The following is a 25,964-nucleotide window of genomic DNA, read 5'->3' on the forward strand; positions in this document are numbered from 1 at the left end:
AAAGACAGCGATTATGGGCGAAAGGCCGGGGTAGCGGCAATTGATCGTTCCCGGATGTTCACCCCGTAGGAGCTGCCGAAGGCTGCGAAAAGGTCGGAACGACCTTCCACAGGTCTGATTAAGCGTCCGGTTCCCGGCCGATCGCAGCCTTCGGCAGCTCCTACTTTGACCGGTGGCTACCAGTTAACGCTATCCTGCGCCCATGACTATTTTTCCCAGCCTCACCCACCTGCCCCGCCAGTTACGCACGCCACACGTGCGGGATCTGGCGTGGGTGATTCTGGCGCCGCCGATGCTGGAGCAGACGCCGTGGCCCCAGCGCCATCCGCTGACGGCCAGTGACTGGGTGCGGGAGCCGCAGCAATTGGCGGATTTTCTGTTCCGGCTCGATCAGGACAGCCGTGCCCTGCTCCACTGGCTGGCATTGAGCGCAACACGCCGGCTGGGCGTGTATTACGAGCGTTTATGGCAATTTGCAGTGGCTCAGGCGCCCGGTGTCGAAATGGTTGCCGCCAACCTGCCGATTCGCAATGGCGGACAAACCCTGGGTGAACTGGACATGTTGCTGCGCGATGCCGACGGTGTGCACCATGTGGAGTTGGCGATAAAGCTCTATCTGGGTCCGCAACAAGGTAACGGCAGCGATTCGTCGCAATGGCTGGGGCCAGGCTGCCATGATCGGCTTGACCTCAAACTTGCCCATCTGAGCCAACATCAACTGCCGATTTCCGCACGGCCGGAAAGCCGTGAGCTACTTGCCGCACTGGGCATCGAAACGTTCGATGCCCAGCTGTGGCTGGGCGGCTATCTGCTGTATCCGTGGCCCGGCCAGACTGATTCTCCGCAGGGCGTCCATCACCAGCACTTGCGGGGCAGTTGGCTGCATCAAAAGGATTGGCACGCATTTGTCGCGCATCGGCCCGAAGGCCGCTGGCAGTTACTGCCTAGACACGCCTGGCTCGCACCCGCCCATTACCCCGAAGCCTGGACAGATTCGCAGTTGCAAGACTGGCTGACTCAGTTGGATCCACTGGCCCCGGCGCAACTGTTGGTAAGAATGGTGGAAAACGGCAGCGGCGAATGGGAGGAAGCCGAACGGGTGTTTCTGGTTTCCGACATCTGGCCAAGGCTGGGTGACACGAGCAATACGATTCAATCCATCACGTTGCCCGTGTCGCCCGCCTGATCCTCAAGCGGCTTTTTTAGTGCGCGGCAGCAGAATCGCCATGATCCCCAGCAGCGGCAGGTAGGAACACAGGTTGTAGACGAACAGAATGCCGTGGCTATCCGCCAGATAGCCCAGCAAAGCCGCGCCAATACCACCAAAGCCAAACATCAGGCCGAAAAAGATCCCCGCGATCATGCCGACGTTACCCGGCACCAGTTCCTGGGCATACACCACAATCGCGGAAAATGCCGAGGCCAGAATGAAGCCGATGATCACGCTCAGAATGCTTGTCCAGAACAGATCAGCGTAAGGCAACGCAAGGGTGAACGGCGCAGCGCCCAGAATCGAGAACCAGATCACCGCTTTACGCCCGATCCGGTCACCAATCGGTCCACCAAAGAACGTGCCCGCCGCCACGGCACCGAGGAATAGGAACAGATACAGCTGGGAGTTGGCCACCGACAGGTCGAACTTCTCGATCAGATAGAAGGTGAAGTAACTGGTGATGCTCGACATGTAGAAGAACTTGGAAAAGATCAGGAATGCCAGCACGACCAGTGCGCCAGTGACCCGGCCTTTCGACAAGCCATGGCTCGCGGCCTGACCTTGTTTGAGCTTGAACAGATTCAAATGCGCACGGTACCAGCGGCTGATCGCGTACAGCAATCCAACGGAAAACAGCGCGACCAGCCCGAACCAGGCCACATGCCCCTGGCCGAAAGGGATGATGATCGCCGCCGCCAGTAACGGGCCGAATGCCGAGCCGGTATTGCCGCCCACTTGAAAGGTCGACTGCGCCAGGCCGAACCGCCCACCTGAGGCCAGCCGCGCAATACGCGAAGCTTCCGGGTGGAAGGTCGAAGAGCCAATGCCGATCAGGGCCGAGGCCAGAAGAATCATCGGGAAGCTGCCCACCACGGCCAGCATCAAAATGCCAATCAGTGTGCACAGCGAGCCCACCGGCAGCACCAGCGGATTGGGATGACGGTCGGTGTAATAACCCACCCATGGCTGCAGCAATGAAGCAGTGATCTGGAACGTCAGGGTGATCAATCCAACCTGAGTGAACGTCAGGCCGTAACTTTCCTTGAGCAGTGGGTAGATCGACGGCAATACCGCCTGAATCAGGTCGTTGACCAGGTGCGCCAGTGCCACAGCACCAATGATGCGCATGACCAGCGGACTGCTGGTACTGGAAGGCGTAGGGGTTGCAGCGGGAATTGCACTGGTGGGGGAGTTACTGACGTCCATGGAGTTCATCCGCGAAGCTATTGGATGTGCCACGACCTGGATATTGCAAAATATGTCAGCGGCACAAGGTCCGCCAATGTGCCATTTTTTGGGGCATGGCCGCTACATATTGTTGCGTGGAATGAACGCGAAATTTGATTTTGCATGACCGCGTCCTGCCTCCCTTGCGGGGCGGCAAACATTGGACCTGTAGGAGCTGCCGAAGGCTGCGATGGCAGTGTGTCTGGATAAATGCTTCGCAGCCTTCGGCAGCTCCTACAGAAAATGCATTTCAATTCAGTCGCTGTATTTTCTTTTACAGGAGCCAGTCAAGCCGTGGCCCCAACAGCCACGCCCTTCTCCCCCGTCGGCACGTCATGCAGCGATAGCCGCGAAGTTTCCGGCAGCGCCAACCCACCCGCCAATGCCAACAAACCAACCGCGATCAGGTAAAACGCGGGTGACAGATTACTGCCCGTCGTGGTGATCAACCAGGTTGCCATCAACGGCGCGGTGCCGCCAAAGATCGTGTAAGCCATGTTGTAGGTGATTGCCGAAGCGGTATAACGAGTGCGGGTCGGGAAGGTTTCCGAGAGCAGCGCCGCTGTCACCACGCCACACAACACTGCACCGACCGCCAGCAGCATCACGCCGACAATAGACGCAGCGAACGAACCGGAACTGGCCATCAGGAAAGACGGAAAGACCACCACGATCAACAGCGCGCAGGCCGTCATGACCGTCTTGCGGCGCCCCACCTTGTCGGAATACAACCCGGCCAACGGGCAGATCGCCGCCGCAAACAGCAACGCAATCAACGACACCAGCAACGCCGTCGCCCGGCTGAGACCACCCGCGACTTGCAGGTAGGTGGCAAAGTACGTGGTGAACATATAGAACGACAGCGCCGTCAGTGACACGAACGCACCCAGGCAGCAGATCGCCGCGCCGTGGTTGCGCAGGGTTTCCTTGAGGGGCGAATGGGCGACGTCATGATCCTGGGTCACTGCCTGGAATGCCGGTGTTTCATCCAGTTTCCAGCGCAGGTACAAACCGACCAGCCCCAGCGGCGCAGCGATCAGGAACGGCAGACGCCAGCCCCAGCTGCCCATGGCCTCCGGGGAAAGTGATGCTTCAAGGGCATAGGCAACGACGGCTGCCGCGGCGAATGCGGAAAAAGTCGAGACCGGGACAAAGCTGCCGTACCAGGCTCGCTTGTCACTGGGGGCGTGTTCCATCAGGTAGGCGCAGGCACCGGCGTATTCACCGCCTGCTGAAAAGCCCTGAGCGCAACGAATCAACGTCAGCAGAATCGGCGCCATCACCCCAATCGCCGCATAAGTCGGCAACAGGCCAATCAACGTCGTGGCTGCGGCCATCAATAAAATGGTCATTGCCAGGGTGCGTTTGCGGCCAATCCGGTCGCCGAGCATGCCGAAGAAAATCCCTCCCAATGGCCGGAATGCGAACGCTACGGCGAACACTGCAAAGGTTTTCAGCAGCGCCGCGCTCGCATCGCCACTGGGGAAAAACTGCTGGGCGATCGCAGTCGCCAGAAAGCCATAAACGGCGAAGTCGAACCATTCGACGAAGTTGCCGATGGCGGCGGCGACAATCACTTTTCTCAGCGTTTTGGGGCTGACTTGTTCCGTAGCGGCACTTGTCATGCTGGACCTCGACATTTCATCAGGAAGCTATCGATTATCGGGACAGTCGCTGAAGCGGCTTACTCCAAAAGTGTCATCCGCATAGTCAGGACCGACCCCACCGTGGTTCGACAGCGCATGATTCATGCCAAAGGCTTTAAATCAACGCTTACAAGCTCATCGCCCGACGACCTTGCAAGCCGCCGGTGTGGATGAAAATCAGCCGGGTGCCCGCCGAAAAACGTCCGGCGACCACTTCATCGTGCAGGGCCAGCAGGGCCTTGCCGGTGTACAGCGGTTCGAAGGGGATGCCGCTTTGGGATTCGCTGGTGGCGATGAAATCCAGCAAGTGGGGGTCGGTTTTGGCGAAGCCGCCACGGGAGGCGCTGATGAGGTAATAGTCATCCCTCGCATCTGTAGGAGCTGCCGAAGGCTGCGAAAGCGGATTTTCAGGGCAATCGCATCGCAGCCTTCGGCAGCTCCTACAGATTTGGCGGTGGGCCAGGATTGCCGCGACATTCTGCTCAACCCCATGATCATCCGGCACCGCCATGGCGCCATACACCGGATGCGCGCCCTCTTCGGCCAGAACCAGTCCAGCCAGCGTCGTGCCCGTCCCGGCGGCCAGCCACCAACCGTGGTAACCACTCCAGCCCATGTCGCTCAGTTGGTCGTGCACCATCTCCAATAACCCCGCGCAACCAAGCGCGCCGGGCAAACCTCCGCCGCCTTCCGGGACCGGATAGAAATCAGGGTATTGCTTCAGCCACGACGGCCAGAAGTCCGGCTCATTCCGCGCGCGATAACCACCATAGCCCAGCCAGTGCAGGTGCATACCGAACGCTTGCAGGTCCAAGGTGGTGGGCGTCTCCACAGGATGACCGCGCACCAACCCGACCGTAGGGAAGCCAAACCGCTTGCCCGCAGCCGCCAAGGCATGCAGATGGTTGGAATGCGCGCCACCAAGGCTGATGACGCCTTGGGCGCTGATCTCACTGGCGGCCCTCAGGTGATGAGCAAGCTTGAACCACTTGTTGCCGCTGATCAGCGGGTCGATGAGGTCAAGACGCAGGACCGCAACCTCGACCCCGGCACTGGCGAGCCAAGGCAGGTTCAGCCGCTGGAGAGGAGCGTTGGGTTGCCAGTGAATGGGGGCGATAGACACAGGATTGAGCCGCTGAACGAAGTGCGGGAGTTTAGCATTGGCTGCGATTTAACTGATTAAGCATAAACCCTGTGGGAGCGAGGCTTGGTCTGGGCGGCATTCCGACGATAAACGATAACGCGGTGCGTCTTCTGACCGCGTCTCATGTATCGTCGGAATGCCGCCCAGACCAAGCCTCGCTCCCACAAGAATTGCGTTCCCCAGGAAAGTCCTACAACCCCGCCGCCAACCTTGAACCCTGATCAATCGCCCGCTTCGCATCCAGCTCTGCCGCGACGTCCGCGCCGCCGATCAGGTGCACGCTCTGCCCGGCCTCAACCAGCCCGTCATACAGTTCTCGCAGTGGATCCTGCCCGGCACAGATCACGATGTTGTCCACCGGCAACACCTTCTCTTCGCCTTCAGCAATCCGGATGTGCAGGCCCGCATCGTCGATACGCAGGTATTCAACGCTGTTGAGCATCTGCACCTGTTTGTTCTTCAGGCCGGTGCGGTGGATCCAGCCAGTGGTTTTACCCAGACCATCACCCACTTTGGAAGCTTTGCGCTGTAGCAGGAACACCTGACGCGCCGGGGCGTGCAGCTCCGGCTTGATGCCCACCACACCACCGCGTGCTTCCAGGGCAGTATCAATACCCCATTCCTTCCAGAAAGCCGTGCGATCCAGACTGGTGGAAACACCCTGATGCACCAGAAACTCCGAGACATCAAAACCGATACCGCCCGCGCCAATCACCGCAACGCTCGCGCCCACTGGCTTGCGCTGCAGGATCACATCCAGATAGCTCAACACTTTGGGATGTTCGATACCGGGTATCGCCGGGGTACGTGGCGCAATGCCGGTGGCGAGGATGACCTCGTCGTAACCTGCGCCACGTAAATCTTCGACCGCAACACGCGTATTGAGGCGCACGTCGACACCGGTAGTCTGCAGTTTGCGCGCGAAGTAACGCAGCGTTTCGTAGAACTCTTCCTTGCCCGGTACGCGCTTGGCGATATTGAACTGGCCGCCAATTTCTGCCGCCGAATCGAACAAGGTCACCTGATGGCCGCGCTCAGCGGCAACCGTGGCGGCCGCCAGACCAGCAGGGCCAGCGCCAATCACGGCGATTTTCTTGCTCTGGCGCGTCGGGATGTAATTCAGCTCGGTCTCATGACAGGCCCGCGGATTGACCAGGCAACTGGTCAGCTTTCCGCCAAACGTATGGTCAAGACAGGCCTGATTACAACCGATGCAGGTGTTGATCTCATCAGCCCGCCCCGCAGCAGCTTTATTCACGAATTCCGGATCCGCCAGAAAAGGCCTCGCCATCGAGACCATGTCGGCATCGCCTTCACTGAGAATCTGCTCGGCGATTTCCGGTGTATTGATACGGTTGGTAGTGATCAGCGGAATGTCCACCGAGCCGCGCAGCTTGGCAGTGACTTTACTGAATGCGGCACGCGGCACCTTGGTCGCAATGGTCGGGATACGCGCTTCATGCCAGCCGATACCCGTGTTGATGATCGTCGCCCCGGCCTGCTCAATGGCCTGAGCCAATTGCACGATCTCTTCCCAGGTACTGCCGCCTTCCACCAGATCGAGCATCGACAGGCGAAAGATAATGATGAACTCAGCCCCAACGGCCTCGCGAACCCGCCGAACGATTTCCACCGGCAGACGCATGCGATTTTCGTAGCTGCCACCCCAGCGGTCAGTGCGATGGTTGGTGTGAGCCGCGAGAAACTGGTTAATGAAATAGCCTTCAGACCCCATGATTTCAACGCCGTCGTAACCGGCGCTATGGGCCAGCGTCGAGCAGGTGACGAAATCGGCGATCTGCTTTTCGATGCCTTCTTCGTCCAGCTCGCGGGGTTTGAAAGGATTGATGGGCGCCTGAATCGCGCTGGGGGCGACCTGGTTCTTGCTGTAGGCATAACGCCCGGCGTGGAGAATCTGCAGGCAGATTTTGCCGCCAGCCTCATGTACCGCCTGGGTGACTATACGATGCTGCCCGGCTTCTTCGGCCGTGGTCAGCTTCGCGGCGCCGGTGTAAACGCCGCCTTCTTCATTAGGCGCAATCCCACCTGTCACCATCAGCCCGACACCGCCCGTTGCCCGCTCGGCAAAATACGCCGCCATACGCTCAAAACCGCCCGGCTTTTCTTCCAGACCGGTGTGCATGGAACCCATCAGGGTGCGGTTGCGCAAGGTGGTAAAGCCCAGATCCAGCGGGGCCAGCAGGTGCGGGTAATGAGCGGCGGCCATAGAAACTCCATCGAACTGTCACGGTATGCGACTGCCTGAAGCAGCCGTCAATTATTCAGGCCTTGGTGGCCTGTTCATTGGGCAACAGTAAAGACGAGCTTCGCGACCTGCTCAATGACTGTAAGTGACAAGTTGATGATTTAAATGTGCAGCTGCCATTCCGCTTGAACGTGTTGTGCCTTGATACCCCCCATGCGGATCAAAGTCGCACAGGCAGCCTGCTGCTGTGAACGGCATCGCTGGTCAACAGGGATGCAGCGCCAATCTCGGTTAGCCCGCGGATGATGTGCTGGGTGTAGGGAAAAGCAGGATCCTCCTCCAGCACTCTTTCAGACACCAACAGCCCTTCGTTCACGAGCACATCGATCGCCAACACACAGCGCACGATGGAGGGAACGCTTGGCTGACGGCGCACCAACTGCATGTATATCTGCCCGCACGTCAGCTGTCGTGCCTTCCCCACGCCAGGCTTTACCTCGCTGAGTAGTAGCCAGACCGCTTTTAAAATCGCCAGATCGACCGCGAGAGGGTCTGTGAGCTCGGGGATTAACCCGGACTCATGAGGCAGGAAGGAACTCGCTTGGGATGTCACAGATAAACCTCTGAATACCATTAGCCTGAACAACCGCGCGTTTTTACACCGTGCGTTTTCTCGCTTTCCGGAATGAGCAGCGTGACACGCACATCCTTTAGCCAACGCGACATGAAGGGATTACCTTACAGCAAAACCACTTTATCGTCGCCAAAAAAGAGCTTACGCTCTGCTTTCATAAAAGATTTTTTATTGCCATAATTCAAGTATTTTCAGCATAAAAAACCAATAAAGATTAACAAATTGATAATAATTACCAATAAATTATTAAAAACAAAAATAAGAAAAATATAAATTTAAAATATATAACGGCAACATTTTGCCGCCACAGAACTTTAAGCTCACACTGCTGACTTACAGTCCGCAGCCTGTAGTAAACCTCCACGCGCTGACACTTCTTCGTTACCCACTTCTATTTGGAGATTCTCCCGATGGCTAGAAGCTTGCTGCCTCTTGCTGCCATTTTTCTGATGAGCCTCACCACAATTTCCGTATCAGCCGCCGAAAACAAAAATCCCCTGCCCTCGACATCGAGTGATGTGCGCGTGGAAGTCGAGGCCAAACGCGAGCAGATCACGGGTGCCGAAAGCGCCACGAAAAGCCAGTCCACAGGCGCGCAAACCGTGCTGGATGCCCCGGTCGTCACCGATGACGCCCCTGCGACCGATGACGAGAAATGAGTCTTCGTTTGATACGCAGTACACCACCTGTCGAACGAATTCAGGAGTAGCTTCATGTCCATGATCAAACAAGGCTTAGGCCTTAGCCTGCTTGCGTTGAGCGTCGCTCAGGCAAGTACAGTAATGGCTGTCACCCCGATGACGGGCAATGAAGTCGAAGCGCGGGTTGGCGCGATGCTCGACAACATGAGCCAGTCGGAAAAGATCAACTTTTCGCGCGTCGATGACGGGCGCATGATCCCCAAGCTGGACAAGTTCAACCTGCAAGGCACCGTCGCCTATGACTCGGCAATGGGCGTACTGGTAGGCGGCAAGACCTTTGGTGCGCAGTACCCGTCACCGTCGGCACTGGCCGCGACGTGGAGCATCAACCGGGCTAAAGAGTTCGGTCTGGCGATTGGCTACGAAACCCGGATCGCTGGCGGTCAGCAAATGCTGTCTCCGGCCATCAATCTCTATCGCACCCCGTTCAACGGGCGTTCCGCCGAGTACATGAGTGGCGAAGATCCATTCCTCGGCGCAGTGTTGGCGCCGGCCGTCACCAACGGTATTCAGGTTCAGGGGATTCAGGCTGCAGCCAAGCATTACCTGATGAACGAGCAAGAGGCGAACCGGCACTATCTGGACGTCAAAATTGACGAGCGAGCCATGCAGGAGCTGTATCTGCCCGGCTTTGAATCGCTGGTCAAGAACTCGAACATTGCCTCGATCATGTGCGGCTACAACAAGATCAACGGCGAATATGCCTGTGAGAATCATCACCTGATCACTGACATCCTGAAAGGCCAGTGGGGCTTCCAGGGCAACGTGATGAGTGACTTCAACTCGGTGCAGGACGCCTTCAAAGGCGCTTGGGCCGGCACCGATATCGACATGCCGAGCGGCCTGCAATTCACTGAAGCCAAGTTGCTGCCCTATGTCTGGAACGGCCAACTGCATCAGAGCGTGATCGACGACAAAGTCCGCAGGAATCTCAGGGCACTGGTCAGCTACGGCTTCGATAAGGGCATCAACAAAGCTCAGCCTCTTGAGCACCGTGAGTACGGCCAACTGGCTGCGCTGAACGTCGCGAGGGAATCGATTGTGCTCCTGCGCAACGAACCTGTAGACGGGCAGAAACCTCTGCTGCCACTGCCGAAAACGGCAAAAATCGCTGTCATCGGCGACCTGGCAATGCAGCCACCGACTGCGCCATTCGGCACCGCTTACTCAGCGCCTGCCAGCTACGTGACCGAGCTGAGCGGGCTCAAGCAACTGGCGTCGAACGCCAGCAATGTCGACTACCTGCCGGAGATGAGCCTCGATCCGAAATCGTCGGTCTGGTATCAGCCGAGTACAGGTAAAGGCAAGGACGCCATCAGCAACACGGGTGTCAAAGCGGAGTACTACGCCAACACCACGCTGTCCGGCGATCCTGTTGCAACCCGCATCGAGCCGGGCCTTAACCTGAGCTGGATCACCAACACCAACGTGACCGACAGCGGCACAAGCGCGGTAACCGGCTACACCCCGGCACCGGGCGCGTTCTCGGCTCGGTTCACCAGCAAGATCAAACCCACCATCACCGGCCCGCACGTGTTCAAAGTCCGTGCCGATGGTGCCTACAAGCTCTGGATCAACGACGAGTTGGTGGTTGAGGATGAAGACAAGCAGGTTTCATTCGACCTGATTCCGGTGGTGCCACGTACCGTCAAGACTGTCGCGCTGAAAGCCGGCACCGAGTACAACGTGCGCTTGGAATATCGTCGACTCAAAGGCAATTACACCCCGGTGCTGGGCGGCATGAATGGCGTGCAACTGAGCTGGGCGTCGCTGCGTCCACCGACCAATCTGGCTGACTATGACGCAGTCGTGGTGGCAGCGGGCAGCAACTTCGAATACGAAGGCGAGTCCCTTGATCACCCGTTCGAACTGCCGCAATTCCAGTCCGAGCTGATCAGCTTCGTGCAGAGAGCTAACCCGAAAACCATCGTCGTGATGCACGGCGGCGGTGGTATGGATATGCAACCGTGGGCAACCAAGGTTGCTGCTTCCCTGCACGCGTGGTTCCCGGGTCAGCAAGGCGGTCAGGCACTGGCGGAAATCCTCTACGGCAAGGTCAACCCATCTGGCAAGCTGCCCATCACGCTGGACAAGAAAGTGCAGGACAACCCGAGCTTCGCCTCGTACTCCGATCCGGCACCGTACTACTTCAGCAGCCCTAAACCGCCGACTGAAATGACCTACAGCGAAGGCTTGTATCTGGGCTACCGCGGTTACGACAAGAACCATGCGAAGCCGCTCTACCCGTTCGGGTTCGGCCTGTCCTACACGACCTACGCATACAGCGATCTGAAACTGTCGACTAACGTGCTTGCACCCGGCGCAACCATCAAGGCCACGTTCACCGTGACCAACACGGGTGACAAGCCTGGTTTCGAAGTGGCTCAGTTGTACGTGCAGCCTTCAAAGCCGCAAGTTGATCGTCCGGAAAAAGAGCTGAAGGGCTTCTCCAAGGTCTACCTGAAGCCGGGCGAAAGCAAAACCGTGACGATCCCGCTGGACGCCCGCTCGTTCGCCTACTATTCGCCTGACGCGGTCAGCTGGATTGTAGACCCGGGCAAGTTCAAGGTTCTGGTAGGCAAGGACTCGGAAAACCTGGCGCTGAACCGTACGGTGGTCGCGCTGTATGGCGAAAAACTATCCACGCGTGAATCCAACCCTCTCCCGACTCCGCTGCGCAAAGCAGTTCAGGTCAAGCCAGAACAGGCTTACTAAGAAGGCCTGATCGGTGGCTTCTACAGCCACCGATCACCGGCTATCAAGCGGTCGTTCTCAGGCGAGTCCGGCCGGCTTGAGATCCGAAGCCAGACGCTCAAGATACCTGGCGAAGGCGCGTTCAATCGGTACGTAATCCGGGGAGCGAAGCCATTGAATCTGCATGCCGTCCATCATCGAAGCAATCTCGAGGCTGACCTGCTTCACATCGGTGGCCGAGTGAATTTCGCCCGCTTTGATCAGAAGATTGAGATGAGCTTGAAGGTGGCTGTGCACAATCCCAAAGCGCTCGCTGAACCAAAGGTTGGCCGGGTGGGTAACGGACAGACTTTCCGTATTGATGATCATCAACGCCTGACTGACAGCGGCATCCTCGGTACTGAACTTCATGATGAACTTCAGAAACGATAAAAACCCTTCCAGCGACGCGACCTCATCCGCTTCCTGCAAGCGGGTGGCGACGTATTGATCCCGATGCTGCAGCACCGCGTGCAACAGCGCGAGCTTATTGGGAAAGTGATGCAGCAATCCGACTTGCGATATACCCGCGACCTTGGCGACATTGGTCAGCGTTGCCCCCGCGAACCCATCCCTGGCAAAAATAACCATGGCGGCTTGAATGATTTCGAGTTTGCGCACATCGCCTTTGGGGATATGGCGACGCTTGGGGGGAGCGGCTGGGTCAGGAGCGGGAATTTTTTTTGGCATTTGAATAGCACTGTCCGTTGCGCAGATATGAAACCTGTCAGCGTATTGATTTTTCGCTGAAGCGTTCATTTATAGGCCAAACAATACCCATAGAGAAATTTTCGGAAAGTTCATCAGCGATGCACCAATGAAATGCAACCCCAGGCCCATGCCGTAAGGGTGAAAAACATCCAGAACTGCACGTGGATCCAGCCGGCCGCGGAACATACCATGTACCTTTGGAGCTGACAAATGCCCCACCGTTCGCGATACATGCGCCACAAAGGACGGCCCTCCATGGATACACGCAAGGTTCGAATCGTACGAGAAAATGTTCTGTCGGATAATGGGTAGCTGCTGAAAAAAATATCGAGTTCGAGATGCAGCGCCGGTGCAATCCGCAGGACCAGCCGGGCGATGTTCCTAAATAATCACCTCCTGCCGATACTCAAGTGGCGTACAACCAAACTCGCGACGGAATACGGTGTGCAAGTACTGCGCAGATTTGAAGCCGCAATTGCGAGCAGTATCTGCAATGGTCGAGTCGGTGTTCTTCAGGCCATTGGCCGCCGCCGTGAGTTTGAAGCGCAGAATTTCGTCATGCACGCTGCAGCCGCGCGCGTCACGAAAGTGCGACTCCAGGGCTGAACGCGACACACCCACATAAGCGGCGACTTGCGCCGTCTTGATGCCCTGGCAAGCGTATTGGCGAATGAACAACAATGCCTGCATCACATAAGGATCGCCTAATGGCTGGTGCAGGCTCGACAGCTGTACGTTGATCGAATCCGGGGGGATCAGAATGTGCGTGCCCTTGGCGGGCATACCGTGCAGCATCTGATGCAGCAACTGCGCGGCCGTGCGTCCCATGGTCTCTGTGCCCTGGCTGACGGAGCTCAGCGGGACCCGCGTCAAGCTGCGGGTCAGCGGATCATTATCGATGCCAATCAGCGCCACCTGTTCCGGAACGGCAATCCCGGCCGTCAGGCAGGCCTGGAGCAACTGCCGCGCCCGGGCATCACTGACGGCAATGATCCCGATAGGCTTGGGCAAGCTTTGCAGCCAGGTAATCTGCTGTTCAACAGCACTGTCCCAAAGCGGCGCGCTGGTGCCCATGCCACGGTAGACCTCAGCATGCAGACCGTCGCGCTGCATTAATTTGCGAAACGCCTTCTCACGCTCCTGAGCCCAACGATTGGCTTGTGCTTCTGGCAGGCTGAAACAGGCAAAACGGGTCAAACCCGCTTCAATGAGGTGTTCGTAAGCCAGCGTCATCAAGGCCTGATTATCGGTGGCGACGTAAGGGATACCTCGCGGATAGTCCTCCTCGTTCTGATAAGAGCCGCCCACCGCAACCACTGGCAACCTGATCCCGGCCAGCGCCTCGCCAATCATTGGGTCATCAAAGTCGGCAATGATCCCGTCCCCTTGCCAACGCTCGATACCTTTCAGGCGGCAGAGAAAATCCTCCTCCAGAAATAAATCCCAGGAAGCGCGGGTACTGCTGAGGTAGTTGCCGATGCCGCTGATAATGCCGCGGTCATAGATCTTGCTGCCATTGAATAACAGCGCAACGCGGTGAACGGGCGGTACAGTTTTCATTGTTATTGTCCTGGGCCGGGCCAAGGTTATCGAAACAGACTAGGCGTGCAGACGAAGAATCTCAATACGCAAAATCGCACTGCGTGTTGATGATTTTCATAATCGGCAGTCACAGGGCCGTTGCTAGTATCGAGGCATCCACAAGAACAACCGATAAGAACAACAAGGACATTGCGAATGCCATATTTCCCCGCTATCGACCGAATTCGCTTCGAAGGCCCTGACAGCGATTCGCCCCTCGCCTTTCGCCACTACGATGCGAACAAAATCATCCTCGGCAAGCCAATGCGCGAGCACCTGCGCATGGCTGCCTGCTACTGGCACACCTTCGTTTGGCCAGGCTCCGACGTGTTCGGCGCAGGCACCTTCAAACGCCCCTGGCAACACCCGGGAGATCCGCTGGAGACGGCGATTGGCAAAGCCGAGGCGGCGTTCGAGTTCTTTACCAAGCTGGGGATCGACTACTACTGCTTTCACGACACTGATGTCGCCCCGGAAGGCAGCTCGCTCAAGGAGTACCGCAATAACTTTGCGCACATGGTCGACCATCTGGAGCGCCATCAGGAGCAAAGCGGAATAAAGCTGTTGTGGGGCACTGCCAACTGCTTCAGCAACCCGCGTTTTGCCGCTGGCGCTGCGAGTAATCCGGACCCGGAAGTCTTTGCCTGTGCCGCTGCTCAGGTATTCAGTGCCATGAACGCGACCCTGCGCCTAGGCGGCGCCAACTACGTGCTGTGGGGTGGCCGCGAGGGTTATGAAACCCTGCTCAACACCGACTTGAAACGTGAACGTGAACAGCTGGGCCGTTTCATGCAGATGGTGGTTGAGCACAAACACCAGATCAATTTCAAAGGCGACCTGCTGATCGAGCCCAAACCCCAAGAGCCGACCAAACACCAATACGATTACGACAGCGCCACCGTATTTGGCTTCCTGCAGCAGTTCGGTCTGGAGAACGAAATCAAGGTCAACATCGAGGCCAACCACGCCACCCTTGCCGGTCATAGCTTCCATCATGAGATAGCGACGGCTGCGTCCCTGGGGATCTTTGGCAGTATCGACGCGAATCGCGGTGATCCGCAAAACGGCTGGGACACCGACCAGTTCCCCAACAGTGTCGAAGAGATGACGCTGGCCACTTATGAAATCCTCAAGGCGGGCGGATTCAAGAATGGCGGGTTCAACTTCGACTCCAAGGTGCGTCGGCAAAGCCTGGGCGAAATCGATCTGTTTCACGGCCATGTAGGGGCGATGGATGTCCTCGCCCTGTCCCTCGAACGCGCAGCAGCCATGCTGCAGAACGACCGGCTCCAGCAATTCAAGGATCAGCGCTACGCAGGCTGGCAGCAGCCGTTGGGCAAGTCGGTGCTGGCGGGCGAGTTCAGCCTACAGTCACTGGCCGAACATGCCTTCGCCAAAGAGCTGAATCCACAAGCCGTCAGCGGCAGGCAGGAAATGCTCGAAAACGTTGTTAACCAGTTCATTTATCGCTGATCGCAATCAAGGCTCGCGGGCACCGCAATCCAGTTACATTCGCGCGACAAATCTGTGCTCGCGGTGCCTTGCGACTCTCTACAGTTCTACCAGCACGATATTCATCGTCAGGCTGTCGCTTCTAAAAACAACAATAAAGGACGCACCACTATGAAGAGTTTTAAATGCACGCTACTGGTTGGCGCTCTCGCGCTGCTGTCAATTCCGGCCATGGCCGACCCTGCCCATCCAAAAATCGGCTTCTCCATTGATGACCTGCGCCTGGAGCGCTGGGCCCGCGATCGCGATTACTTCGTCGCGGCGGCGGAAAAAATGGACGCCAAGGTCTTCGTACAATCGGCCGACGCCAACGAGCAAAAGCAGATTTCGCAGATCGAGAACCTTATTTCTCGCGGGGTCGATGTGATTGTCATCGTGCCGTTCAATGCCACGGTACTGACCAACGCTGTTGCAGAGGCGAAGAAAGCCGGGATCAAAGTCGTGTCTTACGACCGGCTGATTCTCAATGCTGACATTGACGCGTACATCTCCTTCGATAACGAAAAGGTCGGCGAGATGCAGGCCAGCGGCGTGTTGAACGCCGCACCCAAGGGTAATTACTTTTTGCTCGGTGGCGCGCCGACCGACAACAACGCAAAAGTGCTGCGTGAAGGCCAGATGAAGATCTTGCAACCCGCAATAGACAAGGGCGATATCAAGATCGTCGGCCAGCAATGGGTCAAAGAGTGGAACCCGACTGAAGCGCTGAGCATTGTCGAAAACGCCCTGACCCGAAACGACAACAAGATCGACGGCATCGTTGCCTCTAACGACGCCACCGCAGGCGGCGCGATTCAGGCACTGGCTGCACAGAAACTGGCTGGTAAGGTGCCGATCTCGGGTCAGGACGCCGATCTGGCAGCGATCAAGCGCGTGATCAGCGGCACACAGACCATGACCGTTTACAAACCGCTGAAGCTCATCGCTACCGAAGCCGCCAAGCTTTCGGTGCAACTGGCGCGCAACGAGAAACCCACCTACAGCTCGCAGTACGACAACGGCAGCAAAAAAGTCGACACCATCCTGCTCACGCCAACACCGCTGACCAAGGACAACATTGATCTGCTGGAGAAGGACGGGTTTTACACCAAGGCGCAGATTGAGGGGAAGTGATCTGAGCGTAAACCTCGCTCCGATCAAAAAATGCATTCCTTTGAATTGAAATGCATTTTCTGTAGGAGCTGCCGAAGGCTGCGAAGGCACCCGTCCAGACACACCGCCATCGCAGCCTTCGGCAGCGCCTACAGAAACAGTGTCCGCCTGCACCCGCTTATCTTTGAGCATTCGCTATGTCCAACTTCTTGCTGCAAATGAATGGCATCGTCAAAACCTTCGACGGGGTAAAGGCCCTCAATGGCATTGATATCAAGGTCAGGCCGGGGGAATGCGTAGGGCTGTGCGGCGAAAATGGCGCAGGTAAATCGACGCTGATGAAAGTGCTTTCAGCGGTCTACCCGCACGGTACCTGGGAAGGTGAAATTCTCTGGGATGGCCAGCCACTCAAGGCACAGTCGATCAGCGAAACCGAGGCAGCCGGAATCGTCATCATTCACCAGGAATTGACCCTGGTGCCCGACCTCTCGGTGACCGAGAACATCTTCATGGGGCATGAGTTGACGCTGTTCGGCGGGCGCATGAACTACCCCGCCATGACCCACCGTGCCGAAGCCCTGATGCGCGAACTGAAAGTCCCGGACATGAACGTATCGCTGCCGGTTTCCCAGTACGGCGGCGGCTATCAGCAACTGGTGGAAATCGCCAAGGCGTTGAACAAGCAGGCACGACTGTTGATTCTCGACGAGCCCTCATCGGCCTTGACCCGCTCGGAAATCGAGGTGCTGCTGGATATTATTCGTGACCTCAAAGCGAAGGGCGTTGCATGCGTCTACATCTCCCACAAGCTGGATGAAGTCGCCGCCGTGTGTGACACCGTTTCGGTTATCCGGGACGGCAAACACATTGCTACCACCGCGATGGCGGACATGGACATTGCACGGATCATCACCCAGATGGTCGGGCGGGAAATGAGCAACCTTTATCCCACCGAACCCCATGACATCGGCGAAGTGATATTCGAGGCGCGCCATATCACCTGCTACGACGTCGACAACCCGAAGCGCAAACGGGTCGACGATATTTCGTTCGCCCTCAAGCGTGGCGAAATACTCGGTATTGCCGGGCTGGTCGGCGCAGGTCGCACGGAGCTGGTCTCGGCATTGTTTGGCGCCTACCCCGGCCGCCACGAAGGCGAAGTCTGGCTGGACGGAAAACTCGTCGACACGCGCACACCACTGAAATCGATCCACGCCGGGTTGTGCATGGTGCCCGAGGACCGCAAGCGCCAAGGCATCATTCCCGATCTGGGAGTCGGCCAGAATATTACCCTCGCAGTGCTGGACTCATACTCCAGGCTGACCCGCATTGACGCCGAAGCCGAGCTGGACAGCATCGACAAGGAAATCTCGCGCATGCACCTCAAGACCGCGAGCCCGTTCTTGCCGATCACCAGCCTGTCTGGCGGCAATCAGCAAAAAGCCGTGCTCGCAAAAATGCTGCTGACCCAACCCCGCGTGCTGATTCTCGATGAGCCCACCCGTGGCGTCGACGTCGGCGCTAAATACGAGATCTACAAACTGATGGGCGCGCTGGCGGCCGCTGGCGTGTCGATCATCATGGTGTCCTCCGAGCTGGCCGAAGTGCTCGGCGTCTCCGATCGGGTCCTGGTCATAGGCGAAGGGCAACTGCGCGGTGACTTCATCAATCACGATCTGACCCAGGAACAGGTACTCGCCGCTGCACTCAGCCAAACCGCCGACCCTAACAACAATAATGATCGGAAGTCCGCGTAGATGAATCAGGTCAAACAGCTCTTCACACGCTACAAAATGCTCGCGCTGGTCATTGCGGTGGCGGCCATCTGGTTATTCTTCAGTTGGCAAACCGACGGTGGATTTCTGACCCCGCGCAACCTGTCCAACTTGCTGCGGCAGATGTCGATTACCGGCATTCTCGCCTGCGGCATGGTGCTGGTAATCATCAGCGGCGAAATCGACTTGTCCGTAGGATCATTGCTCGGGCTGCTCGGTGGACTGGCGGCCATTCTCGATGTGGTCTATCACATTCCGCTGCTGGCCAACCTGAGCCTGGTTGCGCTGTGCGGGCTGATGATCGGCCTCGCCAACGGCTACATGACGGCTTACCTGCGCATCCCGTCGTTCATCGTCGGCCTGGGCGGCATGTTGGCGTTCCGCGGCATTCTGCTGGGCATCACCGGCGGCACGACCATCGCCCCGGTCTCGCCGGAACTGGTATACGTCGGCCAGGGTTATCTGCCGCATTCAGTCGGCACCGGCCTGGGCATCGTGCTGTTCGCACTCACGCTTTTTCTGACCTGGAAACAACGTCGCAATCGTGCCCTCCATGGCCTGGCAGCACACTCATTGGTGCGGGACGTTTTGCGCGTGGTACTGATCGGCGCGGTGCTGGCGGGGTTCGTTCAAACACTCAACAGCTACGACGGCATTCCCGTGCCGGTATTGCTGTTGCTGGTCCTGCTCGGGGTATTCAGCTACGTCACCAGCCAGACCGTGTTCGGCCGAAGGGTCTACTCGGTGGGCAGCAACATGGAGGCGACCCGGCTGTCGGGCATCAACGTGCAGGCCGTCAAACTGTGGATCTTCGGCATCATGGGGGTGATGTGCGCCCTCGCCGGCATGGTCAACACCGCAACCGCACGCCTGGCGGCGGGCTCACCGTCTGCCGGGAGCATGGGCGAACTCGACGCCATCGCCGCCTGCTTTATCGGCGGCACCTCGATGCGTGGCGGCTCCGGCACTGTCTACGGCGCCCTCCTCGGTGCGCTGGTAATCACCAGTCTGGACAACGGCATGTCCATGCTCGACGTGGATAGCTACTGGCAGATGATCGTCAAAGGCAGCATTCTGGTATTGGCGGTCTGGGTGGATGTCAGTACGCGGACGGGGCGACGCTGATCAAGGATCTGGCTTGAAATGCATTACCTGTAGGAGCTGCCGAAGGCTGCGAAGAATTCGTCCTGACCTACCGCAATCGCAGCCTTCGGCAGCTCCTACAGGTCAAGTTGACATTTTCACATGCCTCCCTAAAAACCCGTCTTGTCGCGGGTCATCAGGGTCACGTAGCACGCTAAAGAGGCGGAACGACGATGTTGATTCAACGCGCACCCAACTCACGAATATTCGCCTTCAACTCCTGAAAGTCATACTCGGACAAGCCGACATAATCGAGTACCAGGTGGCTGATGGTGTTCCACTCGTGATCGGCATTTTCCTTGCCCAGCACACGGTACGACTCACAAATGTGCTCGGCCATTTTCAGGATCGACAGCAGGTTCTTGACCTGGCTGTGTTGGCCCGTGTCATCACTGAACACCGCGTAGGCATTGTGATGCCGGGCAATGGTCGTGGCCATGTGCTCAGGCAGGCGCCAGGCTTTGGCGGTGTAGTAGCCGACCACCGCGTGGTTGGTATTGAACGCTTTGTTTTCTACGTCGACGACGCGCTGTTGCTGGTTCGCACCGGCGTAACCCTGCTCCAGCACCGTCATGTAGCTGGGGAATTTCTTGTACATCAACGGCACGCCACAATCGTGGAACAAGCCCAGTGCATAAGCTTCGTCAACCGCTTGAGAGCCCAGCCGTTTGGCAAGCGCCAGGCAGGTCATGGCGATGTCCTGCGCGGTGTCCCAGAAACGGTTGAGGATCACGATGGACTCATCGTTCATCCCGCCACGGATGGACAGGCCGTTGACCATGTTGATCACCGAACGGCTGCCCAGCAGATTGACTGCGCGCGGAATCGAAGAGATCCGGTTACTCAGGCCGAAGTAGCTGGAGTTGACGATTTTCAGCAAGGCGCCCGCGATACCTGGGTCCTGGGAGATGAGACGGGCAATCTCCGCCAGATCGGGGTCGGGCATGTACTGCTCGATCTGCAAGTCGACCAGAATCTGCGGCTGCGGCGGCACAGTGATGCCCTGCAAAGCCTGCTTGATTTTCTCGTCGGTAAACTCTGACTCTGCTGACATACGCTTCCCTGAACACTCACCCAATACGTGATACGGCCCGACTCTAGCGAATAGGAAAGACATTTGCGATGGGGCATTGCCTGATTGACAGCGCCACTGACTGAAGGCGCGGACCTGCGGGCTGATTCCGTGCGACAAAAAACCCGTCATTGAAAGGAAAAAAGTTCGTTAAGCCGTTGTTTTCCCGTAGTCTCGGCACACATAACCTTACACAGCCACAATCAGGGATCGTCAGCACTTCAACTTACTTATGCGTACATTTTTTACTATTGCCATTGGTTTGGTACTCACGGCTGCTCTTGTCGGCTACGGTTTCTGGACTGAACAACGTCCGGTGGGCCACTACCTGTCGGACCTACGCATCCAGCTCGTGGTCGACGAAGGCCAGCCAAGTGAACGCGGCAACCTGCTGGGCATCCAGCCAGAACTGTTCCCTGCCGACTACCAGAGCACCGCACGCCTGCACCGCAAACTGGCCGCCTACCTGCAACAGGCTCGCGACCAAGGCCTGATCAACAGCCGGACCATCGTTGTACTGCCTGAACATGTGGGCACCTGGCTGGTTGCCAGTGGCGAGAAAAATGAGGTCTATCAGGCCGTCAGCATGGATGAAGCGCTGACGTGGATATCCCTCAGCAACCCGCTCAAGTTTCTTGGCGCAGTGCTCGGCGCCAAGGGTCACAACTGGCTAGACGACGCACACTTGCGCATGAAAGCGACCTCTATGGCCGAACAGTATCAAACGCTTTTTGGCGGGTTGGCCAGGGAGTTTGGTGTCACGCTGGTCGCGGGCTCCATCGTGCTGCCTGAACCGACCATTGAAAACGGTAAATTGAAGCTCGGCAGTGGCCCGCTCTATAACAGCAGTGTGGCTTTCGGCCGAGACGGCCAACCTCTCGGCCAGCCCCAGCGCCAGCTGTTCCCGATGGCGTATCAACGCCATTATGTCCATTCAGCCACCGACTTGAATGTCTTCGACACCCCTGCGGGCAAGCTGGGCATATTGATCGGCAGCGACAGCTGGCATCCCGGCAATTACGCCAGTCTGAACAAGCTGGGTGCCGAATTGATTGCCGTGCCCGCCTTTGTCATCGGCTCCGGCCACTGGACCAGCCCGTGGCGAGGCTACCGCACGCCGGATCTGCTCGGCGCAACCGGGCTGAACACGGGTGATATCAGCGAAGGTGAAGCGTGGCAGCGTCTTACCCTGACCAGCCACGCGCCGCTCAGCACTGCCAAGGCCGGTGTCAGCGTTTTCATGCGCGGCCAGCTGTGGGATCAAGGCAGTTCGGGGCACAGTTTCGCCAGCCGCGATGGCCGCCATATCGTCGAACCGTCGCCGGATGACAAAGCCCATCGTGGCGCTCGCCTGATCAATATCTGGCTATGAGCATGACCCCATCGCCTACACGTCTTGGTGATTTGTCAGTGGGGTTTGTTCAAAGCCTGGCCGATGCGGTGCGCAGTTTTGATCAGGATCCACAGCCATTGCTGGAGCAATACGGCCTGGATCACCCAAGGTTGGCCGAGGCCGGAGCGCGTTTGTCCATTCCGCGTTACATGCGCCTGGGCCATGCTGCCATTCAACTGACCGGCCAGCCCGGCCTTGGGTTGCGAATGGGCCGTTTGAGCCACATCAGCCAATGCGGTCTGGCGGGAGTGACAGCAGCCCAGGCCCCGAACGTTCGTGAGGCGGCTCGCACCCTGATCCGTTTCGAAGCCTTGTATGGTTCAAACTACCGTGGCCAGTCGAGCTTTCACGAGGACGCTGAAGGTGCCTGGTTGCGGTTCTACTCCATCAGCCCCTACAACGGTTATAACCGCTTTGTGGTGGACTCGATTATCGCCAGTTGGCTGCAGCAACTTTCCAGCCTCAGCGAAACTGAAGTGCGCGCTGAGCGCATCGAGATTGAATTTGAGGCGCCCGGCTATGCCGCTGAATACAGCGAATTAAGCACACAACCGGTGGCCTTCTCCGCCGCCACCAATCAACTGCGCCTGAACCAGCACACGTTGAGCCTGCGCAACCCGCAGCACTGCCCCAGCACCTGGGCACATCTGCTCCTGCTGTGTGAAAAAGAGCTTGAACAGTTGACCCGCACCCGCAGTTTGCGAGAGCGCATCACCCGCCTGCTGGGACCTTTGCTCAACGGGGGAAGGGAACCGGAGCTGGAGGAGATTGCTGCCCGACTGAAACTGCCCGCCTGGACCTTACGCCGTAAGCTGACCGAGGAAGGCACGGGTTTCCGCAGCCTCCTGAACGACACTCGGCGTGATCTGGCGATGACGTATATCCGCGACACCGAACTGGCATTCGGTGAGATTGCCTACTTGCTGGGCTTCGCGTCTGCGGAAGCCTTTCAGCGGGCCTTCAAACGCTGGACCGGCCGAACGCCCGGGGAGTTTCGGCGGAGTCAGCGTGGGCAGGGTTGAATTTTCCGCCCCGGCTGAACGTGTAGGAGCTGCCGAAGGCTGCGATATCGGTGTGTCAGGAAGATTGCTTTCGCAGCCTTCGGCAGCTCCTACAGAAAAGGAACCTGCTCAGACATTCACAACTCAGTTGCATCATCCGCAGGCTCAGGTGGATCGAGCTCAAATGCCTGGTATTCCAGCAGTTCTTCTTGATAGTCGTCCATAACGCGTGCCCTCTTGGCTGTTCTTTGAAATGACGTCATTCACTGACCACTGCCCTCACCATAAAGTGCCAAGGTGAAGGAAAAATGACTTGATCATGAAACATACGATACGCGCGGACTAGGATTTAGCCTTGCCTGTCTTGACTTGCAAAGAGCTTCCGCAATAGGCTTCAGGCCATGAACGTAACCAAGCATTTCTTCGGCCAGATTATTATTACCGCCATTCCAGTCATGGCGGGTTAGCCGACGCGTGCACCCAACCCGCCCAAGAGGCGGGTTTTTCTTGTCTCCTGGGCTAACAAGTCGAACCAGGAGTCAGACATGATCAGCATTCAAGCCGCCCTCTTCGCTTCTCAGGCTCAGTGCATCGTTGCCCATCACACGGGGCCGACACGATGACCGACCTGCTCAATCATTACGCCCGCAAGATCCTCACCTCCCGGGTTTATGACGTGGCCGTGGAAACCCCATTGCAGCATGCTCGCCAGTTGTCAGGGCGGCTGGGCAATCAGGTGCTGCTCAAGCGCGAAGACTTGCAGCCGGTGTTCTCGTTCAAGATTCGTGGTGCCTATAACAAGCTGGCGCAGCTCAGCCCTGAAGAACTGGCCCGTGGCGTCGTCGCGGCTTCGGCAGGCAACCATGCGCAAGGTCTGGCCCTGGCCGCAAAAACCCTCGGTGTTGCCGCCACCATCGTGATGCCCAAGACCACGCCTGAAATCAAAATCGAGGGCGTACGTTCTCGCGGCGCAACCGTGGTGCTGCACGGAGACTCCTTTCCTGAAGCGCTGGCCTACTCGCTGAAACTGGTGGATGAGATGGGTTACGTCTACATCCACCCCTATGACGACCCCGACACCATTGCGGGGCAAGGCACGGTGGCGATGGAGATCCTTCGTCAGCAGCCGGGCCAGCTCGACGCGATTTTCGTTCCGGTGGGTGGCGGCAGTTTGATCGCGGGCATCGCGGCGTATGTGAAATACCTGCGGCCGGACATCAAAGTGATCGGCGTAGAGCCAGACGACTCCAATTGCCTTCAGCAGGCCATGGCCTACGGCGAGCGCGTGGTGCTGCAACAGGTGGGCCTGTTTGCCGACGGCGTGGCTGTGGCGCAAATCGGCCAGCACACGTTTGAAGTCTGCAAGGATTACGTCGACGAAGTGATCACGGTCAGCACCGATGAAATCTGCGCGGCAATCAAAGATATTTACGATGACACCCGCTCAATCACCGAACCTGCGGGCGCGATGGGCGTGGCCGGGATCAAGAAATACGTCGAGCAATACGGCATAAGCGGCCAGACGCTGGTGGCAATCGACTCAGGCGCCAACGTCAACTTCGACCGCCTGCGCCACGTCGCCGAGCGCGCTGAACTGGGGGAAGGTCGCGAAGCGATTATTGCCGTGACCATTCCCGAACAGCCGGGCAGCTTCAAAGCGTTCTGCGAAGCGCTCGGCAAACGCCAGATCACCGAATTCAACTACCGCTATCACACCGACCGCGAAGCGCACATATTCGTCGGAGTGCAGACTCACCCCGAAACCGATCCGCGCAAAGCGCTGATCGCCAGCCTGACGGAGCAGGGTTTTCCAGTGGTTGATTTGACCGACAACGAACTGGCCAAGCTGCACATTCGCCACATGGTCGGCGGGCATGCCGAGCGGGTCAGCGATGAAGTGGTGTTCCGCTTTGAGTTCCCTGAGCGTCCGGGGGCGCTGTTCAACTTCCTTAACAAGCTGGGCGGTCAGTGGACGATTTCGATGTTCCACTACCGCAATCATGGCGCGGCAGATGGCCGTGTGGTCGCGGGGCTGGTGGTGCCAGAGGAAGAGCGGCACCTGATCCCACCGGCACTGGCCGAGATTGGTTATCCGTATTGGGATGAAAGTGAGAACGCGGCTTATAGGCTGTTTTTGGGGTAGGGCTGACAGGCGCAGGTCTATTCCATGTGGGAGCCGGGCTTGCCCGCGATATATGAGACGCAGCTAGTCGAAATACCGCGTTTTCGTTTATCGCGGGCAAGCCCGGCTCCCACATAAGCGATATGTCTGCTGGTTATTGCGCTGGAGCGACTTCCGGCTCGGCTTGCGGAGCGGCCTCAACCGGGGCTTCTTCGGCAGGAGCAGGTGCCGGTTCAGCCTGAATCGACTCTGCTGGCGCAGCCGGAGCAGGCACTGGCTGGCTGGATTCGACTGCGGGCGCAGGTGTCGGCTCTGCTACCGGCGCGGGCGCTGCCGCCGGTGCCGGTTCAACCAGCGCAGCCGGTTTTGGCGCGGGCACCGTTTGCTCCGGCACGCCGAGCGCAGCCTTTGGGGTTTCTTTGATGTTGGCGGCTTTTTTCGCTTCAGGCGGCATGAAGTTATCTACCAGCATGAAGAACCGATCGTAGAATTTGTCCGACGCCACGGTCTCGCTCGCGACCTTGACCATCGAGTCGTCAGTGGAACCGATCGGCATCGACACCGAACCCAGCACACCAACACCCAGACTGGCCGAGTTGTTGGTTTTCTTCAGCGCGTAGCGATCCTGCAAGGCGTTGGCGAATACCGTCGAGCTTTTATCAGTGGTGTCGTCAGCGGCACAGACCACATTGAAGCTGATCTGCATGTGAGTCTCGCCAGTTTGCTGGAAGCTCTTGTTACCGCTGATCATCTTCGGGTCACTGCTGGTGATGATGTAGCCCTGGCTGAGCAATGCGCGGCGCGCGGCTTCACAGGAAGCCGAGTCACTGACCGGGTAAGTCCTGGAAAAAGTCCCCGCGTCGTCAAAATTCTCATGCTCGTAGACTGCGGTTTTTTTCGAAGAACAGCCCGCGATCGCCAGTAAGGCGACGGCGCAGCATGCGGTACGAAAGTTAACTAAGTTAGGCATCAAGGATCCTGGGTAAAAACGGTCAGCAGAACTGCGGACTGGAAAACGTCGGTAAGTCTGCAACAAGGGACGCGCAGGATCAACGCGC

Annotated in this window: 20 protein-coding genes; 10 read left to right on the forward strand and 10 right to left on the reverse strand. The window is 57.9% G+C overall.

What is annotated here, in order from left to right:
• The first annotated feature begins 202 nt into the window (after positions 1–202).
• Positions 203–1,186 (forward strand): DUF1853 family protein, encoded by a 984-nt coding sequence (locus AUC61_RS18740; protein WP_243247669.1) that lies wholly within the window; start codon positions 203–205, stop codon positions 1,184–1,186.
• 3 nt (positions 1,187–1,189) lie between these two features.
• Here AUC61_RS18740 and AUC61_RS18745 read toward each other — a convergent pair whose 3' ends face one another.
• The 5 genes from AUC61_RS18745 to AUC61_RS18765 form a co-directional block, all read right to left on the reverse strand.
• Positions 1,190–2,419, reverse strand: coding sequence for an MFS transporter (locus AUC61_RS18745; protein ID WP_240350599.1), 1,230 nt, complete (start codon positions 2,417–2,419; stop codon positions 1,190–1,192).
• Between the two features lie 308 nt (positions 2,420–2,727).
• Complete coding sequence (locus AUC61_RS18750) at positions 2,728–4,065, reverse strand: MFS transporter (RefSeq protein WP_243247670.1); 1,338 nt, start codon at positions 4,063–4,065, stop codon at positions 2,728–2,730.
• A 148-nt stretch (positions 4,066–4,213) separates the two neighbouring features.
• Positions 4,214–5,209 (reverse strand): 1-aminocyclopropane-1-carboxylate deaminase/D-cysteine desulfhydrase, encoded by a 996-nt coding sequence (locus AUC61_RS18755; protein WP_243247671.1) that lies wholly within the window; start codon positions 5,207–5,209, stop codon positions 4,214–4,216.
• A gap of 211 nt (positions 5,210–5,420) precedes the next feature.
• The gene (locus AUC61_RS18760; protein WP_243247672.1) at positions 5,421–7,457 is read right to left on the reverse strand and encodes an NADPH-dependent 2,4-dienoyl-CoA reductase; all 2,037 of its coding nucleotides are present in this window, start codon (positions 7,455–7,457) and stop codon (positions 5,421–5,423) included.
• Between the two features lie 199 nt (positions 7,458–7,656).
• Complete coding sequence (locus tag AUC61_RS18765) at positions 7,657–7,971, reverse strand: hypothetical protein (protein ID WP_243247757.1); 315 nt, start codon at positions 7,969–7,971, stop codon at positions 7,657–7,659.
• Between the two features lie 509 nt (positions 7,972–8,480).
• Here AUC61_RS18765 and AUC61_RS18770 point away from each other — a divergent pair.
• Positions 8,481–8,729 (forward strand): hypothetical protein, encoded by a 249-nt coding sequence (locus tag AUC61_RS18770; protein ID WP_243247673.1) that lies wholly within the window; start codon positions 8,481–8,483, stop codon positions 8,727–8,729.
• A 60-nt stretch (positions 8,730–8,789) separates the two neighbouring features.
• Positions 8,790–11,486, forward strand: coding sequence for a beta-glucosidase (locus tag AUC61_RS18775; RefSeq protein ID WP_243247758.1), 2,697 nt, complete (start codon positions 8,790–8,792; stop codon positions 11,484–11,486).
• Between the two features lie 57 nt (positions 11,487–11,543).
• Here AUC61_RS18775 and AUC61_RS18780 read toward each other — a convergent pair whose 3' ends face one another.
• The 3 genes from AUC61_RS18780 to AUC61_RS18790 all read right to left on the reverse strand — a co-directional run bounded on the left by AUC61_RS18780 (position 11,544) and on the right by AUC61_RS18790 (position 13,775).
• A complete protein-coding gene (locus tag AUC61_RS18780) occupies positions 11,544–12,194 on the reverse strand; it encodes a TetR/AcrR family transcriptional regulator (RefSeq protein WP_243247674.1) in 651 nt (216 codons plus the stop codon).
• A 69-nt stretch (positions 12,195–12,263) separates the two neighbouring features.
• On the reverse strand, positions 12,264–12,401 hold the full coding sequence (locus AUC61_RS18785) for a hypothetical protein (protein WP_243247675.1): 138 nt from the start codon (positions 12,399–12,401) through the stop codon (positions 12,264–12,266).
• Between the two features lie 195 nt (positions 12,402–12,596).
• Complete coding sequence (locus AUC61_RS18790; protein ID WP_243247676.1) at positions 12,597–13,775, reverse strand: XylR family transcriptional regulator; 1,179 nt, start codon at positions 13,773–13,775, stop codon at positions 12,597–12,599.
• Between the two features lie 177 nt (positions 13,776–13,952).
• On the opposite strand from AUC61_RS18790, the gene xylA reads away from it, so the two are divergent.
• The 4 genes from xylA (at position 13,953) to AUC61_RS18810 (ending at position 19,300) form a co-directional block, all read left to right on the forward strand.
• Positions 13,953–15,269 (forward strand): xylose isomerase, encoded by a 1,317-nt coding sequence (gene xylA, locus AUC61_RS18795; RefSeq protein ID WP_243247677.1) that lies wholly within the window; start codon positions 13,953–13,955, stop codon positions 15,267–15,269.
• Between the two features lie 150 nt (positions 15,270–15,419).
• Complete coding sequence (gene xylF / locus AUC61_RS18800) at positions 15,420–16,421, forward strand: D-xylose ABC transporter substrate-binding protein (RefSeq protein WP_243247678.1); 1,002 nt, start codon at positions 15,420–15,422, stop codon at positions 16,419–16,421.
• A 176-nt stretch (positions 16,422–16,597) separates the two neighbouring features.
• Positions 16,598–18,157 carry a D-xylose ABC transporter ATP-binding protein gene (xylG, locus tag AUC61_RS18805; protein ID WP_243247679.1) on the forward strand — a complete coding sequence of 520 codons (1,560 nt, stop codon included), beginning with the start codon at positions 16,598–16,600 and terminating at the stop codon, positions 18,155–18,157.
• Positions 18,158–19,300 (forward strand): sugar ABC transporter permease, encoded by a 1,143-nt coding sequence (locus AUC61_RS18810; protein WP_243247680.1) that lies wholly within the window; start codon positions 18,158–18,160, stop codon positions 19,298–19,300.
• A 199-nt stretch (positions 19,301–19,499) separates the two neighbouring features.
• On the opposite strand, the gene AUC61_RS18815 is transcribed toward AUC61_RS18810, so the two are convergent.
• Positions 19,500–20,372 (reverse strand): HDOD domain-containing protein, encoded by an 873-nt coding sequence (locus AUC61_RS18815; RefSeq protein WP_243247681.1) that lies wholly within the window; start codon positions 20,370–20,372, stop codon positions 19,500–19,502.
• A 250-nt stretch (positions 20,373–20,622) separates the two neighbouring features.
• On the opposite strand from AUC61_RS18815, the gene AUC61_RS18820 reads away from it, so the two are divergent.
• From AUC61_RS18820 to ilvA, 3 genes are all read left to right on the forward strand, one after another.
• Positions 20,623–21,762 carry a carbon-nitrogen hydrolase family protein gene (locus AUC61_RS18820; protein WP_243247682.1) on the forward strand — a complete coding sequence of 380 codons (1,140 nt, stop codon included), beginning with the start codon at positions 20,623–20,625 and terminating at the stop codon, positions 21,760–21,762.
• A 2-nt stretch (positions 21,763–21,764) separates the two neighbouring features.
• Positions 21,765–22,805, forward strand: a complete 1,041-nt coding sequence (locus AUC61_RS18825; RefSeq protein WP_243247683.1) for an AraC family transcriptional regulator — start codon at positions 21,765–21,767, stop codon at positions 22,803–22,805.
• A 598-nt stretch (positions 22,806–23,403) separates the two neighbouring features.
• Positions 23,404–24,927 carry a threonine ammonia-lyase, biosynthetic gene (ilvA, locus tag AUC61_RS18830; RefSeq protein WP_422765501.1) on the forward strand — a complete coding sequence of 508 codons (1,524 nt, stop codon included), beginning with the start codon at positions 23,404–23,406 and terminating at the stop codon, positions 24,925–24,927.
• 133 nt (positions 24,928–25,060) lie between these two features.
• Here the strand turns inward: ilvA and AUC61_RS18835 are convergent, their stop codons facing one another.
• Positions 25,061–25,876 carry a DUF2242 domain-containing protein gene (locus tag AUC61_RS18835; protein ID WP_243247684.1) on the reverse strand — a complete coding sequence of 272 codons (816 nt, stop codon included), beginning with the start codon at positions 25,874–25,876 and terminating at the stop codon, positions 25,061–25,063.
• Positions 25,877–25,964: the final 88 nt, after the last annotated feature.

This window comes from Pseudomonas maioricensis (assembly GCF_022790535.1).
Classification (GTDB): domain Bacteria; phylum Pseudomonadota; class Gammaproteobacteria; order Pseudomonadales; family Pseudomonadaceae; genus Aquipseudomonas; species Aquipseudomonas maioricensis.

Excerpts from the sequence above, each read along its gene's own strand:
- AUC61_RS18740 (WP_243247669.1), top strand. The coding sequence starts at position 203 with ATGACTATTTTTCCCAGCCTCACCCACCTGCCCCGCCAGTTACGCACG.
- AUC61_RS18745 (WP_240350599.1), bottom strand. The coding sequence starts at position 2,419 with ATGGACGTCAGTAACTCCCCCACCAGTGCAATTCCCGCTGCAACCCCT.
- AUC61_RS18750 (WP_243247670.1), bottom strand. The coding sequence starts at position 4,065 with ATGACAAGTGCCGCTACGGAACAAGTCAGCCCCAAAACGCTGAGAAAA.
- AUC61_RS18760 (WP_243247672.1), bottom strand. The coding sequence starts at position 7,457 with ATGGCCGCCGCTCATTACCCGCACCTGCTGGCCCCGCTGGATCTGGGC.
- AUC61_RS18770 (WP_243247673.1), top strand. The coding sequence starts at position 8,481 with ATGGCTAGAAGCTTGCTGCCTCTTGCTGCCATTTTTCTGATGAGCCTC.
- AUC61_RS18775 (WP_243247758.1), top strand. The coding sequence starts at position 8,790 with ATGATCAAACAAGGCTTAGGCCTTAGCCTGCTTGCGTTGAGCGTCGCT.
- AUC61_RS18780 (WP_243247674.1), bottom strand. The coding sequence starts at position 12,194 with ATGCCAAAAAAAATTCCCGCTCCTGACCCAGCCGCTCCCCCCAAGCGT.
- AUC61_RS18785 (WP_243247675.1), bottom strand. The coding sequence starts at position 12,401 with ATGTTCCGCGGCCGGCTGGATCCACGTGCAGTTCTGGATGTTTTTCAC.
- AUC61_RS18790 (WP_243247676.1), bottom strand. The coding sequence starts at position 13,775 with ATGAAAACTGTACCGCCCGTTCACCGCGTTGCGCTGTTATTCAATGGC.
- xylA (WP_243247677.1), top strand. The coding sequence starts at position 13,953 with ATGCCATATTTCCCCGCTATCGACCGAATTCGCTTCGAAGGCCCTGAC.
- xylF (WP_243247678.1), top strand. The coding sequence starts at position 15,420 with ATGAAGAGTTTTAAATGCACGCTACTGGTTGGCGCTCTCGCGCTGCTG.
- xylG (WP_243247679.1), top strand. The coding sequence starts at position 16,598 with ATGTCCAACTTCTTGCTGCAAATGAATGGCATCGTCAAAACCTTCGAC.
- AUC61_RS18810 (WP_243247680.1), top strand. The coding sequence starts at position 18,158 with ATGAATCAGGTCAAACAGCTCTTCACACGCTACAAAATGCTCGCGCTG.
- AUC61_RS18815 (WP_243247681.1), bottom strand. The coding sequence starts at position 20,372 with ATGTCAGCAGAGTCAGAGTTTACCGACGAGAAAATCAAGCAGGCTTTG.
- AUC61_RS18820 (WP_243247682.1), top strand. The coding sequence starts at position 20,623 with ATGCGTACATTTTTTACTATTGCCATTGGTTTGGTACTCACGGCTGCT.
- AUC61_RS18825 (WP_243247683.1), top strand. The coding sequence starts at position 21,765 with ATGACCCCATCGCCTACACGTCTTGGTGATTTGTCAGTGGGGTTTGTT.
- ilvA (WP_422765501.1), top strand. The coding sequence starts at position 23,404 with ATGACCGACCTGCTCAATCATTACGCCCGCAAGATCCTCACCTCCCGG.
- AUC61_RS18835 (WP_243247684.1), bottom strand. The coding sequence starts at position 25,876 with ATGCCTAACTTAGTTAACTTTCGTACCGCATGCTGCGCCGTCGCCTTA.